At 54.0% G+C, this 15,274-nt stretch carries 13 protein-coding genes; 7 read left to right on the plus strand and 6 right to left on the minus strand.

What is annotated here, in order from left to right:
- Positions 1-205: 205 nt before the first annotated feature.
- Together AC0IM9_RS02550 and AC0IM9_RS02555 are read left to right on the plus strand one after the other, a co-directional pair.
- Positions 206-1,429, plus strand: coding sequence for a right-handed parallel beta-helix repeat-containing protein (locus AC0IM9_RS02550; RefSeq protein WP_140912253.1), 1,224 nt, complete (start codon positions 206-208; stop codon positions 1,427-1,429).
- 71 nt (positions 1,430-1,500) lie between these two features.
- A complete protein-coding gene (locus AC0IM9_RS02555) occupies positions 1,501-1,767 on the plus strand; it encodes a hypothetical protein (protein WP_140912254.1) in 267 nt (88 codons plus the stop codon).
- 15 nt (positions 1,768-1,782) lie between these two features.
- Here the strand turns inward: AC0IM9_RS02555 and AC0IM9_RS02560 are convergent, their stop codons facing one another.
- The 4 genes from AC0IM9_RS02560 to AC0IM9_RS02575 form a co-directional block, all read right to left on the minus strand.
- Entirely contained in the window at positions 1,783-2,775 is a 993-nt protein-coding gene (locus AC0IM9_RS02560; protein WP_482802933.1) for an alpha/beta hydrolase, read from the minus strand.
- A gap of 119 nt (positions 2,776-2,894) precedes the next feature.
- Complete coding sequence (locus AC0IM9_RS02565) at positions 2,895-4,316, minus strand: sigma-54-dependent transcriptional regulator (protein WP_482802934.1); 1,422 nt, start codon at positions 4,314-4,316, stop codon at positions 2,895-2,897.
- Positions 4,309-5,769: a sensor histidine kinase gene (locus AC0IM9_RS02570; RefSeq protein ID WP_482802935.1), complete on the minus strand. Its 1,461-nt coding sequence runs from the start codon at positions 5,767-5,769 to the stop codon at positions 4,309-4,311. Before AC0IM9_RS02570 ends, AC0IM9_RS02565 begins: the two co-directional genes overlap by 8 nt.
- 269 nt (positions 5,770-6,038) lie before the next feature.
- Positions 6,039-6,614 carry a hypothetical protein gene (locus AC0IM9_RS02575; RefSeq protein WP_482802936.1) on the minus strand — a complete coding sequence of 192 codons (576 nt, stop codon included), beginning with the start codon at positions 6,612-6,614 and terminating at the stop codon, positions 6,039-6,041.
- Between the two features lie 180 nt (positions 6,615-6,794).
- Between AC0IM9_RS02575 and AC0IM9_RS02580 the strand changes: the two genes are divergently transcribed.
- Entirely contained in the window at positions 6,795-7,262 is a 468-nt protein-coding gene (locus tag AC0IM9_RS02580; RefSeq protein ID WP_482802937.1) for a hypothetical protein, read from the plus strand.
- A gap of 16 nt (positions 7,263-7,278) precedes the next feature.
- The gene (locus AC0IM9_RS02585) at positions 7,279-7,644 is read left to right on the plus strand and encodes a hypothetical protein (RefSeq protein WP_482802938.1); all 366 of its coding nucleotides are present in this window, start codon (positions 7,279-7,281) and stop codon (positions 7,642-7,644) included.
- A 120-nt stretch (positions 7,645-7,764) separates the two neighbouring features.
- Here AC0IM9_RS02585 and AC0IM9_RS02590 read toward each other — a convergent pair whose 3' ends face one another.
- The gene (locus AC0IM9_RS02590; protein ID WP_482802939.1) at positions 7,765-8,496 is read right to left on the minus strand and encodes a hypothetical protein; all 732 of its coding nucleotides are present in this window, start codon (positions 8,494-8,496) and stop codon (positions 7,765-7,767) included.
- A 123-nt stretch (positions 8,497-8,619) separates the two neighbouring features.
- Entirely contained in the window at positions 8,620-8,796 is a 177-nt protein-coding gene (locus AC0IM9_RS02595) for a hypothetical protein (protein WP_186289558.1), read from the minus strand.
- Positions 8,797-9,408: 612 nt separating this feature from the next.
- On the opposite strand from AC0IM9_RS02595, the gene AC0IM9_RS02600 reads away from it, so the two are divergent.
- From AC0IM9_RS02600 to AC0IM9_RS02610, 3 genes are read left to right on the plus strand one after another with little or no spacing between them, the layout of a single operon-like run.
- A complete protein-coding gene (locus tag AC0IM9_RS02600; RefSeq protein ID WP_482802940.1) occupies positions 9,409-10,494 on the plus strand; it encodes an efflux RND transporter periplasmic adaptor subunit in 1,086 nt (361 codons plus the stop codon).
- A gap of 21 nt (positions 10,495-10,515) precedes the next feature.
- Complete coding sequence (locus AC0IM9_RS02605) at positions 10,516-13,692, plus strand: efflux RND transporter permease subunit (RefSeq protein WP_482802941.1); 3,177 nt, start codon at positions 10,516-10,518, stop codon at positions 13,690-13,692.
- On the plus strand, positions 13,679-15,115 hold the full coding sequence (locus tag AC0IM9_RS02610) for a TolC family protein (protein ID WP_482802942.1): 1,437 nt from the start codon (positions 13,679-13,681) through the stop codon (positions 15,113-15,115). The genes AC0IM9_RS02605 and AC0IM9_RS02610 overlap by 14 nt, the downstream gene beginning before the upstream one ends.
- Positions 15,116-15,274 lie beyond the last annotated feature (159 nt).

Genomic DNA, 15,274 nt, shown 5'->3' on the forward strand with positions numbered 1-15,274 from the left:
TATTGTTGTCGGCAGCATGCCGGCGCCGGCTGAGTAAGCCCGAATCGGCTTCTGTACCGAGAGCGATTATTATCAATATTCGGCCGGGTATCCAGCATTATTACTCGGCCCAAATCGGCCGGCCCTTTTCGCATCGACTCGCCAGCATCGGCGGCATCGATAATCCGGCTGCACGCCGGCCATAACCAGCAGCGGACAGACCCTTATGCCCGAATATCGGCCGCCCGGCCCTTGCCACACGTCTTTCGCTCCGCCGCTGCCGGCAAGGCGTGGCGTAACCGGCCGATTACGACGCGGTGCGGTGCTGGCATGCCTAATTGCCCTGCACGATGCCGCAGCCAAAGATTGGTTTGTCGGGCCGAACCGGCCGCTGCAACGGCCCAGTCAAGCGGCCGCAGTGGCCCAGGACGGCGACACCGTCAATATCGATGCCGGCGTTTACCGGGCCGACGTGGCGGTGTGGCCGCAGCATCGGCTGAGCTTGCGCGGTGTCGGCAGCCTGGCCCGGTTATACGCCGACGGGCAAAGCGCCGAAGCCAAGGCCATCTGGGTGTTGAAAGGCGATGGGATCGAAGTGGCGCAAATCGAATTTGCCGGTGCCGCCTCGCCGGCATTAAACGGCGCCGGCATCCGCTACGAAGGCCGTTCCTTGACCGTCCGCAACTGCCTGTTCCACGACAACCAGATGGGCTTGTTAACCGGCGCGAACCCCGAGCGGGAAGTGACGATAGTGGGCTCAGAATTTCGCGACAACACCGTCGACTACCGGCTGTACGGCAAATTGGGCCACAACGTTTATATCGGCAATATCAAACGCTTTACGTTGCTTAACAGTTACATTCACGACGCCGCGACCGGCCACAACGTCAAATCCCGCGCCCGGCAGAATTTCCTGTTTTACAACCGTATCGGCGACGAAAAACGGGCGTCGAGCTATTTGGTGGATTTGCCGGACGGCGGCGAGAGTTATTTGATCGGCAACCAGCTGTATCAGGCCGCCGACAGCGAGAATCCGGCGATGGTAGCATTCGCCGCCGAACATAACCAGACCGAGCCGCACCCGCTGTATCTGGTGAACAACACGCTGGTCAACGCCAAACCCGGCAGCTACTTTCTACACAATCACAACGTCGCCGCAGCGGTATTGGTCAATAATCTGTTGATCGGCCAGACCTCGACCATCCTCGGCCCGCACCGGCAAGCACATAACCTGTGGGCCGACGGCGAGCGTTTCGGCAACGGCAACCGCTTCGACTATCGCTTGCGAACCGGCGCCGGCGCGATCGACCAAGGTAGCGCTGCCGGGGTTTCCGCAACCGGCGTGGATTTGACGGCCCGATTCGAATATCGCCATCCGCTGGGATTGGTGCCGCGGCCGATTCAAGGCTCGATCGATGCCGGCGCCTACGAGTTCGCCGGCAACCGCTAAAGCCTTTTAAATTACGCGGTTTTTCGGCACAATCGTCCGGTCCATGCACACTACGCCGTGAGGTAACCGTCATGCCGCAACAACGCCGCCTCTCCAGACTAACCCAAGCCCTACTCAGCCTATCGCTGCTGCTCGGCGTCGCCTCGGGGGCGCCGGCTGTAGCGGATCCGGCCAAAACCGGCTACGAGGTCGATGGCCGGACTTCGGCGTCGGTCCTGGCCGCGAAACGCGCTCATACTCCGAGCACACGCGACGAGACCGGTTTGGCGGTGTATTCCGGCATTTTCGTCATCGGCTTGATCATCTTTTTCGCTCAGCTATTGAACGCCAAAAAATAAGCCGCGGCCGGCGAGTCACAGCCGGTTGGCGGCTTGCACTTCGGCGCGGTGCAAGGTGTGGTCGATCCAAGCGTTGATGTCGCGCCAGATCACCGGCGCCTGCAGGTCGCGCAGCAACATGTGGTAACCGTTTTGGTAATAAGCGACGGTTTTGTTGTCCGGCCGGCCGGACAATAAGCCCTCGACGAACAAATTGGTCGGCTCCGCCGGGACGATCTGATCCTTTTGGCCGTACAACAGCAGCGTTTCGTCGTCGAGTTTTTCCGCAGCGCCCAGGGCGTTATCCATCAGATTAGTCAGACCGTAAATCGCATCGACCCGGGTTTCCTTGATCACCAACGGATCGCGCCCCAAGGCCCGCAACATCTCGATATTGTCCGACGGCATGATCTTCAGGCCCTTGCCGGTCAAGGTCATCCACGGCACGGTGTGGTACAGCGTCCACAGCAGCGAGGTCTGATACCAGGGCATGGTGTCGCGGCCCCAAACGGCCGGCGCCGCCAGGATCAGGCCGGCCACCGCCGGTTTGCCTGGCCGGGTCATCGCATTGACCACGACCGCACCGCCCATGCTCTCCCCCAACAAATAAACCGGCACGTCCGGATGCCGGGCCTGCACCAGCCGGGTGAATTGACCGAGATCGTCGGCATAGGTATCGTCGCCGGCCCAGCGTCCCGGTGTCCGGCTTTCGCCGAAGCCGCGCTGGTCGTAGGCATAACTGGCAATCCGCTGCGTTTGCAGATATTCGGCGGGGGTCGCGAAAAAGCGCCGGTAATCGTTGAAACCGTGCAAGGCGATGACGATTGCCTTGGGCTGCTCGGCCGGCCAGACGCTCAACGCCAACGCCTCGCCGTCGGCGGTGACGAAACGGTTATCCTCCAACCGGGCGGAGCCGGCCAGCGGGACCGGCGCCACCAGCGCCGGCGCACAACCGCTGGCGACTAACACCAGAAAAAACGCCGGCAACCAGCGGCGAATCGAAGCGGACGAGCGTAATACAACAGACATAAATCAACTTCCAGCCTAGGCCAAACAACAGGGCTACAGATTAATCTTTTTAGCCGCCACTGCAAGGACAATGCCGATAAAAATAAGTGCCGCGCCGGCCAAAGCCAAAGGGTGCAAGATTAGCGCAATTGGTATTTTTCGATCCGGTAGCGGACTTTTTCCCGCGTGGTTTTCAGGATACGGGCAGCCTCCATCACGTTGCCCTTGCATATCTCCAGCATCCTGCGCACGATCTCGCTTTCCATGTCTTCCAGTCCCATGCTGCCGTCAGTGGGGAATTGCAAATCCAGGCGCGTATCGCCGTCGGCCACAGGCTTGGCCGGGATAGCGTTAGGCTGAAAATCGGCAGCGGCCGCGCCGCCGGAAAGGCCTTCGTTGGGTAGCCACTGTTCCGGCAAGTTCTGGGACGCCGACAAAATCACACTCCGTTCCAGGACGTTGCGCAATTCTCTGACATTGCCGGGCCAACTGTAACTCTTCAGCAACTGCCAGGCCCTGGCCGAGACCTGGCCGACTTTTTTACCGGCCTGCAAATTGAATTCGGCGATTAACGCCGGCACCAAGTCGTCCAGGTCGTCGATGCGTTCGCGCAAGCTGGGCAGACGCAATTCGAACACGCTTAAACGGTAGTACAGATCGGAGCGGAAACTGCCGTTTTTGACTTCGTCCTGCAAATTGCGGTTGGTGGCGGCAATGATGCGGATATCGACGCTGATTTCCTTCTCGGCTCCCAAGCGGCGCAGTTTACGGTCCTCCAACACCTTGAGCAATTTGGCCTGCAAATCCAGCGGCATTTCGCCGATTTCGTCCAAAAACAACGTGCCGCGATGCGCTTGTTCGATCAAGCCGCGATGCCGGGCTTTGGCGCCGGTGAATGCGCCAGCTTCGTGGCCGAACAATTCCGACTCCAGCAAATCCTTGGGCAACGCCGCGCAATTTAACTCGATCAGCGGTTCCTTGGCCCGCTCGCTGTTGTAGTGCAGAATTCTGGCGGCCAGCCCTTTGCCGGTGCCGGTTTCGCCGGTCAGAATCAAGGCGCTGTAAGGCGCTTGACTAAGTTGGCGCAGCATGTCGCCGGTCTGCCGGGCGACCGTGCTGCTGCCGATAAAGGTGTCCGGCGCATACCGCTTGCCGGCGTTGACCGATTCGGTGGATATGCGCCGCTGCGCCTTGGCGCTCCGCAATGCGCTGCGTACCACCATATCCAGCTGTTCCTGGACGCAAGGCTTAATCAAAAAATCGAATGCCCCCAGCCGCAATGCCCGCACCGAGTCCGGCACGTCACCGTAACCGGTCAGAAACACCCATTCGCAATCGGAAATGTTGCCGCGAGTCTCCTCTAACAGGTCCAGGCCGCTACCATCCGGCAAGCTCAGGTCGGACAAGATCAAGGCCGGCCGCAGATCCGGGTTGAAAAGGATCTCGCGCGCCTGCCGGCAATCGGCCGCCCACAGCGCTTCGAACCCCAGACGCGCGTAATAGCGCTGCAATTCCGTACCCAATAAGACTTCGTCTTCGATGATTAAAATGGTGTCATTCATGGTGTGGAGTGATGCAGTTGAGGATAATTTCGACGCAGGCGCCGCGTGGCTGCCGGTTATAAAGTTTGATTTCGCCTTCGAGGTTACGGACGAAACGCCTGACCATGGACAGCCCCAGGCCGGTGCCGTCCGCCCGCTGGCTGACGAAATCGCGGATGCCGTTGTCCAGAAACTCTTGGGGAAAACCGTGGCCGTCGTCGCACACCGACAACGTCATGCGGCGGCCGTCGGTCACAGCCGAAATGCCAATTTTACCGCTATTGCCGTCCATTGCCTGCTGCGCATTCAGTATCAGATTCAGTAAGGCTTGGCGGAACTCGGTATCGGGTAAGCGGCATACCAGACCCGGGCAACCCTGGTATTCCAAACTTATGGATTTTGGTAGCTGGTAGCGAGCCAACATCAATAACTCACTGACGGCTTGGTCGACCAAAATGGCCCTGAGCGGCTCCGGCTCGTGGCTGGCGCCTTGCAAACAGTGGTTAAGAGTGCCGATGATGCGCTCGATTTCATTGATCACCAGCCCGATGCGTTGGGCGGCATCGGGTTGCATCTCGCCGGTTTGTAATTGGTTTTGCAGATTGATGCAAGCCATCTTGATTCCGGCCAACGGGTTGCGCAATTCGTGTACCAGGCGGGCGCCGATCTCGCCCAACGCGGCGAATCGCTCGGTTTGGGCCAGATTGCGTTGCTGGGCAATCAAGGTGCCCGCTGCTTGCTCGACCAAGGTCTCCAAATTCTGCCGGTTTTGGATATGTTCCGCCTCTAATTCCGAGAGACGCACCACCATGCTGTTGTAGTTGGCAAAGATCGGCGCAAATGCCGGATCAATCCGGTCCAGCGAAATTTGATGGTAGTGACGTTCGCCGAGCAATTCCATCATATAGCCCATTTGTTGCAAGGGCTGAAATATCCGCCGCCGCATCAGATAAAACAACAAGACTGCGCTCAGCGGCAAGGTTAGCGTGATTGCGATACCCAATTCCACCTCGAATCTGGCTGCCGCCGCGATCGATTCCGTCAGCACGCCGTGGGCGGCCGCTTCGTCACGAAAAATGCCGCGTAGTATTTTCAGCGTCTGTAACAAGCGTTGCTGTGGCTCCGGTGTTGAAGAGTTCAGCGCTTGCCACGCAGCGCGCAGACCGTCCGGCGTGTTCGCCACCAAGTGATTACCGCGCTGCAACAACTCCTGCAAATAGTGCTGCAAGCGACGTTGGATGGCTGGGCCGACCGGGCCGTTTTGCCTGTCGATTCCGGCCAGACTTTCCTCGGTATCGAACAATGCGTTCTGCAACCGCTCCAAATGGGCGATATGCTTGGGCAGCGGCAAAATTCGCTGGTAAGACTGCCACGCCATCGCCAATTGAATCATCAGCGAAATCATCAATAAGCCGCTCAGTAACGCAACGGTGATCCAAATCGGTAGATTGGCTTCGCGCCGGTCTGCCCGCATGCACTGCCCTCCGCAAAGTAACGTTTGTGCTGCCGCCATTACTCGACTCGAAGTTGAACCGGCGGCAGCGGCGAGATTTAGGTTTAGTTACGCAAAATGAATGCCGCTCCCGATAACTGTAAATTTGCCGGATTGCAGCTGGCATAGCCCCATTGCCACAGTGTCTATCAAAAATAGAACTGGCCGATTGGGGAAAATTACCGCTAGCGTGGTTGATATTCACCACTAGGTTACGGATCAACGCACCGTTGGCTGGAAATGCGGCAAGGCTACTCGGCGGCATCGTCGGCCACGCGCGCGGCAATCCCCTGATCCAGGCTTCTCGCCAGATAGTGGTACAACAACAGCATCGCTGCGGCCGAGGCAATCGTTACCGCTACGTAGTGTTCCATGTACGCCACCATGATCAGGTTGAAGCCGAGAAAGATACCCAGCAGCCGAAACAACCAACCGGTGGTGATACCGGCCAGAAATGTCCCTAAAGCCAGTAACAACAACAAGATCAAACCGGTCGCCTGATTGTCCAGACTGCCGATTTCGCGCAACTTGAACGCCATAAAAAACGCGGCCAACACGCCCAACCAATGCTGGGTTTGCCAAAGCAGAATATCCCGCAACGACTTGCCGCTATGGAGAATGGCTTGCCATTCCAGGAAAATACAGGCGGCGAAATACACCGGAACCATCCCCATCCAATACCAGTGTGCCGGGGTCTCGAACGCATCGGCGATACCAACCCCCAGTATCGACAGAAAAATCAGCACCGCAAAAATATAAAAATCCAGGCGTAGCGTTTTTAAGCTTTTAATCACCGCCGTTTGAGATAGGTTGAATGGTAGGTTCATGATGTGCTCCTGATGTTGACTAATTGGTTGTGTCGTCAACCAGCGATATCCGTGCCAGCAACCGGCATGTATCTGCTATCCGTGCTCTCCAATCTGCTTCGAGTTCGGACTTGGCACGGAGATTTCATATAAAACTGCAAACCGTCCGCACTACGACCGGTTAGAAGCAGGAGAATGAAGATGAAGAACAAACACTATGTTGCCGCGATGTTGGCGACCCTTTTGCAGGCGGCGAATTGCTTAGCAGCCGATACCAACGCTATCCCATTCGATCAGTTACCCGAACCGGTACAGAAAACGGTGTTGGAGATACTCGACCGGACCCAGATCAGTAAAATCAGCCGCATCACCGATAACAATCTGCTCAGGTTCGAGATCGAAGCCGATAAAACCGAGAACAATCAGGAATTGATGACTTGGGATATCGTTGTTGCCGCCAGCGGCAAATTGATGAGATTAAGTAAGGAAGTGCCCTATTTCGCGCTTAGCTATCCGCAAATGCAGACCATAGAAGCGAATTATCCGGGAATCAAAGTCACCGAGACCGAATCGGTGGATGTGCATTTCTACAATGTCATCGGCGACGTCAACGGCCGCCCGGTCAAATTCAAACTCTACGAAGACGGTTTTATCGAAGAACAACCCTAATCCCGAGGAACAGACCATGCCGCAACCGAAAAACCGCCACCTACTGATTAAAACCTTGCTGCTCGGCTGCTTGTTTGCCGGCTTGGTGTATTTGCTTCATCCCGAAGTCGGCCGCGTCAGTTTATTGGTCGATGGCCAACCGGTCGCCGACCCGTTATTCCGACTGGCGGCGATGCCGATCCTGCTCGTGGTTACGGGCCTGATCGGCGTGTTAGCGCTAATGGCGCTGTTCGGTATGGGTATGATGATTTTTTTCGGCGTATTGGGGTTTTCCGCAATTGGCATTTTGCTGCTCGCCCCCTATTCCTGGCCGATCTTGCTACTGTTCTGTTTGATGCTGTTAGCGATGTCGTGGCACGGCAAAGAAGACGAAGGCGGCTAATCTCAGTTGGTTATGAGCAAGGCCGAATCGGTAAGCCAGAATAAGCGGCAGGGTTTCTGGGGATTTAAAACTTGTCAGAATGCTTCCGCTTATTCCACCTGACGGGGCTTCAGCGCAAGATCAAGATGTTTGCTCGTATATTTTCGATTCACGTTTGCTCGGAGCGTAAAAGAACCCTTTCGACTCAAACTTAACCCCATATTGGTAATAAAAATCCCACGCCACGTCCGCCGCCTCAATTGCGATATCCACAGCTTTAGCCGAAGAATGGGAACTACGCCAAGAATCTAGCTTGGATTGAGGGATGTACTTGCCAATCAACAGGTCCTGCTCTCCGCTCCAACCAGGCTTATTGTCAATAATTACAGACGTTGGCCCTGTTGCACTGGAGTTGATCGCGGGGCCGTAATAACCGCGAAGTTTTACTCCAGCCTTTCCGCTGGAAGATAAGCCTCGACCCAATTCTTTGAGTCCGTGGGCGCCATAGCAAGCGAGTAGGTGAATGGCTTCGATTTTGGCGGGTAAGTATCGGCCAATCTTTTTTCCGAGATCGGACCAAGTGTAGACATCCCAGTTTGGTTTGGTTCCTCGTTGGATGGCAATGCCGCTAAAGTCAGAAATACCGTGTCCGACGATATAAAGCGTTTCTCCAGAAGCCATACTTTGCAACTGACTAAGGTTTGACATATCGAGAATGGTGAATGAGTGGGCGAGAGCGCCGGTCGCGGCGGGCGCAATGGCTTTTCGGACTTGGTAGGCGTTGTACAACTCAAGTTGCATCGCAAACTCGATATTGCCCCACATAATAAAATCCAGACATTCGCTCATGTCGTTGATCGTCAGCAGTATCATAACAACATCTCCGGAATTAGAAATTCGACTAGCCGATAGTATCATTCTTCGGCAACTTTGCCATTTTATTCTTCCGTCCATGTGTAAGGACACACTCGATCAATCTCTATTGATCGAGACCGCCTATTCTTCTTCATCCTTCACCGTCGGCGGCTCGATTAACTCGCCGTCAAAATTGTTTTCCATGATCGTCGGCTTATACCCTTGAAAAGGATCGGCGGCGGCTTCCAACGAAAACGGCAATGCCGAAATTAATATCAAGGCCGTGTATTTCGCAATATTGTGGATTGGATTTTTCATTGCTTACTCCTTTAACTGGCTTACGGAATCGAGCTTTTCATTTCAGTTTCGAATTCGGCTCTGATCGCATTTCAGCGATTTCCATGCCAACACTTACTAAAAGCCGGCAACGGTGAGCCATTGCTCCTATCTCCTGACACCAATTGAAATACCTGAACGACGCGCCGGGGCTGGTATAGCCCGGATTGGCAAAAATCAACGTTCGGAGGATTCTCAAAGAACCCGAACATGTCGCTACGGTACGATCTCCACCTCCCTGCTCCTTGTTTGCTAAGCAAGTGGGCAATATTCCCCGGATTGACGATTGCAATTGGGTAATTTTACCCATCTGGCAAATACACCAATCCAAAGCACTGATTTAAAACAATAAAAATATGGCACCAAGCTTGCAACACGTTAACAAAAAGCGCTGACAGCCAATGGGAACGGATATTACCGCCGTCAGATAACAAGTTTACCCAGGCAAGTATTCAATGATTTACCACCGCTGCAGAAATATTCGATGGTCAAAATTGATTATTTCGAATTTCCGTATCGGTATAGCCGTTAAAAGTATGGCTGATTCAAATTTTTTACTAAAAGTTTTACAAAATTATCCGTGAGATAACTGTCATGATAAATAAAACTCATGTCTTACTGAGCCTACTTGCAATTCTATTAACCGCCTGCCAGCCGGAGGATACCGAGTCTCACGCAGAAAAACCGAAATTGGAGGCAACTACTCCAATCCGGGAAAGCACGTCTGTTACCAAGGAATACGTATGCCAGATTCACGCCTACCGCCATATCGAAGTTCGCGCGCTGGAAAGAGGCTATGTCCAAAGTATCTTCGTCGACGAAGGCCAATTGGTCCGCCAAGGCCAATCGATGTTCAAGATTATGCCCAATATTTACCAAGCCGAATTGTTAAAGGCTCAGGCAGAAGCCAATAACATGAATATCGAATATCTGAATACTAAAGGGTTAGCCGACCAAAAAATCGTTTCGCCCAACGAATTGGCTCTCGCTAAAGCCAAATTGGACAAGGCCAACGCCGAAGTGAAACTGGCAGAGACCCATTTAGGATTTACCGACATCAACGCTCCATTCGAAGGCATCATGGATCATTTGAATGTCCGAAACGGCAGCTTGGTCGAGGATGGTGCTTTACTCACCACCTTATCCGACATTAGTAAGTTGTGGGTCTATTTCAACGTGCCGGAAGCCGAGTATCTGGATTTCAAAACCCATAAAAACGACGAGACTATCGCCAAAGTCAAATTAAGAATGGCTAACGGCCAAATTTATAACCAGGACGGCGTAATCGAAACCATAGAAGCCGATTTCGACAATACCGCCGGCAATATCGAATTCCGTGCCACCTTTGCCAACCCAGACAAACTACTCCGCCACGGTGAAACCGGCACCATATTAATGAAAAAGCCCTATAAAAACGCCCTATTAATCCCGCAAAAAGCCACTTTCGAAATTCTGGATAAAACCTACGTTTACGTCGTCAACGGCGACGGTAAACTCGAGCAAAGATTAATTAATATCGAAGCCGAATTACCGCATATATTCATTATCAAAAACGGCTTGAAAGACGGCGAAAAAATATTGTTGGAAGGATTAAGAAAAGTCCATGTCGGCGATCAAGTCGAACTCAACTTATTGCCGCCGGAAAAAGCGTTCGCCGAATTGCAGTTATACACCGAATAATGCCTTAGCCAGGGAATTACTATGTTTAGCATATTCATTAAAAGACCGGTCATGGCGATCGTGTTGTCGCTCAGCTTTCTGTTCATGGGCTTTTTGGCAATCCGTACCCTGCCCGTTTCGCAATTTCCGGATATCGCTCCGCCGCGGGTAACGATTTCCTTGTCCTTCCCCGGTTCCAGCGCAGACGTACTGGTCAAATCCTCGCTGATTACCATCGAGCGCGCCATCAATGGCGTACCCGGCATGAAGTACATCGTCTCGGACGCCACCAGCGCCGGCGAGGCCACGATACAGGTCTTGTTCGAGTTAGGCGTCGATCCGAATATCGCCATGGTCAACGTTAAGACCCGCGTGGATCAAGTGATGAGCCGCTTGCCGAATCTAGTGCGCTTGGAAGGCGTGGTGGTCAACTTCGTCCAGCCCAGCATGCTGATGTACGTCAATCTCTACAGCAAGGATAAGAACGCCGACCAGAAATTCCTGTTCAACTACGCCTACGTCAACGTCATCCCGGAAATCCAACGCATCTACGGCATCGCCCAAGCGCAAATCCTCGGCGCCCGCCAATACGCGATGCGGATTTGGTTGAACCCGGACCGGATGAGGGCCTATAGTGTTTCGACCGAAGAAGTCATGGACGCGATCGCCAAGCAAAGCATCATTGGCCGGCCCGGCCGCATCGGCCAAAGTACCGGCATGGCGGCACAATCCAAGGAATATGTGTTGATTTATCAGGGCTGGTACAACACGCCGGAACAGTACGCCGACATCATCATCCGCGCCAACTCCGACGGCGAAATCTTGCGTTTAAAAGATATCGCCAAGGTTGACCTGGACAGCGAGTTTTACAACATTTATTCAGACAAGGACTCTTTCCCGTCCGCGTCCATCGTTCTGAAACAAAACTACGGCACCAACGCCACCAAGGTCATCGAAGACGTCAAAGCCAAATTGGAGGAATTGAAAAAATCCTTCCCGGAAGGCATGGACTACGAGATCAACTACGACGTGTCGCGCTTCGTCGAAGCCTCGATTCATAAAGTGTTGCACACCTTAGGCGAAGCCTTTGTCTTGGTGACCTTGGTGGTATTCCTGTTCCTTGGAGACTGGCGCTCGACCTTGATTCCGATTCTGGCGGTGCCAGTGTCGTTGATCGGCTCGTTTGCGGTGATGTCGGCCTTCGGTTTGTCGATCAACTTGATCACACTGTTCGCGTTGGTATTGGCGATCGGCGTGGTGGTCGACGATGCCATCGTCGTGGTCGAAGCGGTGCATGCCAAAATGGAAGCCGAACATCTCAACCCCTATACCGCCTCGCGGCAGGTCTTGGGCGAAATCGGCGGCGCCATCGTCGCGATCACCTTAGTGATGGTGTCGGTATTCGTACCGATTGCCTTCATGAAAGGCCCGGTCGGGGTGTTTTACCGGCAGTTCTCGATTGCGATGGCCTCCTCCATCGTCATTTCCGCTGTCGTCGCGCTGTCGTTGGCGCCGGTATTGTGCGCAATGATCTTGAAAAACAGCCACGGCCAGCCGAAGCGCAAAACCCCGATCACGTTGTTAATTGACGGATTCAACTATCTGTTCGAAAAAGTCACCGGACGTTACGTCAAACTATTGGATGTAGTGGTCACCCGCCGCATCGTCACGGTCGCGGTGTTGGCGGCATTCAGTTTTGGGATTTTTACCGTCGACAAGACCTTGCCGGCCGGCTTCATCCCCGGCGAAGACCAGGGCATGATCTACGCCATCATCCAAACACCGCCCGGTTCAACCATCGAGGTCACCAACAAAGTGGCGCGGCAACTGGAAGAAGTTGCCGAAAAAATCGACGGCGTGCAGTCGGTATCGTCCTTGGCCGGCTACGAGGTATTGACCGAAGGCCGCGGTTCCAACGCCGGTACCTGCATCATTAACCTGAAGGACTGGAGCGAGCGCAAGGTTTCGGTGCAGGACGTGATTCGGCAATTGGAAGAAAAAACCCACGACTTCGGCGCGGTGATCGAATTCTTCCAACCGCCGGCAGTACCCGGCTACGGCGCTGCATCGGGCTTGGCCTTCCGCCTATTGGACAAGACTACCGGCACCGATTACTTCCAGTTCGACAAACTCAACCAGGAGTTCATGGCCGCCTTACGTAAACGCCCCGAGTTAACTGGATTGTTCACCTTTTATGCCGCCAACTACCCGCAATACGAGCTGAAAATCGACAACAAATTAGCGATGCAAAAAGGCGTGAATATCGACAAAGCCATGGAAAATCTGGACATCATGATCGGCAGTACCTACGAACAAGGCTTTATTCGCTTCAACAACTTTTTCAAGGTCTACGTGCAAGCCTTGCCGGAGTTTCGCCGCTTTCCCACCGACGTATTGAATTACTACGTGAAAAACGACGCGGGCGAAATGGTGCCGTACTCGGCCTTCATGACCGTCGTTCCGCAACAAGGTCCGAATGAGCTGACCCGCTACAACCTCTATAACTCGGCGGCGATCCGCGCCGAACCGGCACCCGGTTACACCAGCGGCGATGCGATCAATGCGATTAAGGATGTTGCCAAAGCGACTTTGCCGCAAGGCTTCGATGTAGCCTGGGAAGGCTTGTCCTTCGACGAAGCGGCGCGCGGCAACGAGGCGCTAGCGATCTTCGTCGTGGTGTTGGTGTTCGTCTATCTGGTATTGGCAGCCCAGTACGAAAGTTTTGTGTTGCCTTTGGTGGTGATTTGTTCCTTGCCGGCAGGTATTTTCGGCTCCTTCCTATTACTAAAAACCATGGGCTTGGCCAACGACGTTTACTCCCAAGTAGGCTTGGTGATGCTGGTCGGCTTGCTCGGTAAAAACGCGGTGTTGATCGTCGAATACGCGGTGCAACGTCAGGAACACGGTTTATCAGTGCGGGAAGCGGCCATCGAAGCCGCCAAAGCGCGGTTCCGGCCAATTCTGATGACCTCGTTTGCCTTCATCGCCGGTCTGGTGCCGCTAGCCTTCGCCACCGGCGCCGGCGCGGTCGGCAACCGCACCATCGGCACGTCCGCTTTGGGCGGGATGCTATTCGGCACCCTGTTCGGCGTGGTGCTGATTCCAGGGCTTTATTACATCTTCGCGAAATTGATCGAAGGCAAACGCATGATCAAACACGAAGACGTCAATCCCTTCACCGAAACCTATCACGACGGTACCCAAGATGCTGACGAATAAAATCAATGTTTTGCTAGTAACGGCCGTGGCAACGGCTATGTTGCAAGCCTGCGGTATTCCGGACATGACCAAAAAAACCGCCGATACCCAATTGCCCGAGCAATTCAAAACCGGTGTCAACGAACAAACCAGTTCCGCCAGCGTGAAATGGCAGGCGTTTTTCGACGATCCGAATTTGCGCAGTTTGATTGACACCGCCGTCGCGAATAACAAGGAAATCAACATCGCGCTGCAGCGAATCAGCATCGCCGAAAACGAAATCCAGGCGCGCAAAGGGGAATACTTGCCCTTCGTGACATTCGGCGCCTCGGCGGGTGGCGAGAAGACCGCGCAATACACCCGCAACGGTGCGGTCGAGGACAATCTGACCCTCGGCAAAGGCCAGTCATTCCCGGCCTTCCTCGGCGACTACCAGTTCGGCTTATTCTCGACCTGGGAAATCGACATCTGGAAAAAACTCAGAAACGCCACCCAGGTGTCGGTGTACGAATACATGGCATCCGCTGAAGGCCGGAATTTCTTGGTGACCAACCTGGTCGCCGAAGTCGCGCATTCGTATTACGAATTGCTGGCCTTGGATAACCAGTTGGATAACTTGCGGCAGAATATCGCGATTCAGAAAAACGGCTTGTTAGTGGTCAGACAATTGCAAAACTTCGCCAGAACCACCGCATTGGCCGTTAAGCGTTACGAAGCCGAGGTCGCAAAAAACCAGGCTCGGCAATACGAGATCGAACAGCAAATCACAGTCGTCGAGAACCGGATCAATACCCTGCTGGGTAGAACCCCGCAACCGATAGAACGCACGTCAAATGGCTTTATGGATATTAAACCCAAAGCCTTGAGTGTCGGCGTGCCTTCCGAGCTATTGCAAAACCGGCCCGACATCCGCAAGGCCGAATTGGAGTTAAAGGCCGCGGATTTGAACATCGACGTGGCCAGGGCCAATTTCTATCCCTCGTTCGGCATCAAGGCCGGTGTCGGTTTTCAAGCGTTTGCATTGAAATACCTGATCAATACTCCCGAATCGCTGGCGGCTATGGTCGCCGGCGAGCTGGTGGCGCCGCTGGTCAACAAAAATGCGATTACCGCGGAATACAAAAACGCCAACGCCAAACAAGTCAAGGCGGCATACGAATACGAGCAAAGCATCATCAACGCCTATGCCGAAGTCGCCAATCAAATGTCCAATATCGACAAGCTGGACAAAAACTATCAGTTAAAACGCCAGCAAGTGGATTCCTTGGTGAAATCGATCGAAGTCGCCAATCAGTTGTTCATATCGGCCCGAGCCGATTATCTGGAGGTATTGCTGACCCAGCGCGATGCTTTGGAAGCCAAGAAGGAATTGATCGAAACCAAGCAAAAGCAAATCAGTGCGATGGTGGATTTGTACAAAGCCTTGGGCGGCGGTTGGCTGTAACGGCTCATAACAGGCTGGTGAAAAACTTGCGCCTATTTTCCCTTACCCACGGTTCTCGTGATTTTTTCGCGTTGAAATCAGTCATAAAATCGAGTTTCAACGGTTAGGCCTCTGTTTCGAGGCCTTTTTATCCACCTGAAGCCGTCTTTGGACGGTCTT

Source organism: Methylomonas sp. Uni0011 (genome assembly GCF_056850255.1).

Coding starts and splice junctions, on each gene's coding strand:
- AC0IM9_RS02555 (WP_140912254.1), top strand. CDS start 1,501: ATGCCGCAACAACGCCGCCTCTCCAGACTAACCCAAGCCCTACTCAGC.
- AC0IM9_RS02565 (WP_482802934.1), bottom strand. CDS start 4,316: ATGAATGACACCATTTTAATCATCGAAGACGAAGTCTTATTGGGTACG.
- AC0IM9_RS02600 (WP_482802940.1), top strand. CDS start 9,409: ATGATAAATAAAACTCATGTCTTACTGAGCCTACTTGCAATTCTATTA.
- AC0IM9_RS02550 (WP_140912253.1), top strand. CDS start 206: ATGCCCGAATATCGGCCGCCCGGCCCTTGCCACACGTCTTTCGCTCCG.
- AC0IM9_RS02575 (WP_482802936.1), bottom strand. CDS start 6,614: ATGAACCTACCATTCAACCTATCTCAAACGGCGGTGATTAAAAGCTTA.
- AC0IM9_RS02560 (WP_482802933.1), bottom strand. CDS start 2,775: ATGTCTGTTGTATTACGCTCGTCCGCTTCGATTCGCCGCTGGTTGCCG.
- AC0IM9_RS02590 (WP_482802939.1), bottom strand. CDS start 8,496: ATGATACTGCTGACGATCAACGACATGAGCGAATGTCTGGATTTTATT.
- AC0IM9_RS02605 (WP_482802941.1), top strand. CDS start 10,516: ATGTTTAGCATATTCATTAAAAGACCGGTCATGGCGATCGTGTTGTCG.
- AC0IM9_RS02585 (WP_482802938.1), top strand. CDS start 7,279: ATGCCGCAACCGAAAAACCGCCACCTACTGATTAAAACCTTGCTGCTC.
- AC0IM9_RS02580 (WP_482802937.1), top strand. CDS start 6,795: ATGAAGAACAAACACTATGTTGCCGCGATGTTGGCGACCCTTTTGCAG.
- AC0IM9_RS02610 (WP_482802942.1), top strand. CDS start 13,679: ATGCTGACGAATAAAATCAATGTTTTGCTAGTAACGGCCGTGGCAACG.
- AC0IM9_RS02570 (WP_482802935.1), bottom strand. CDS start 5,769: ATGCGGGCAGACCGGCGCGAAGCCAATCTACCGATTTGGATCACCGTT.
- AC0IM9_RS02595 (WP_186289558.1), bottom strand. CDS start 8,796: ATGAAAAATCCAATCCACAATATTGCGAAATACACGGCCTTGATATTA.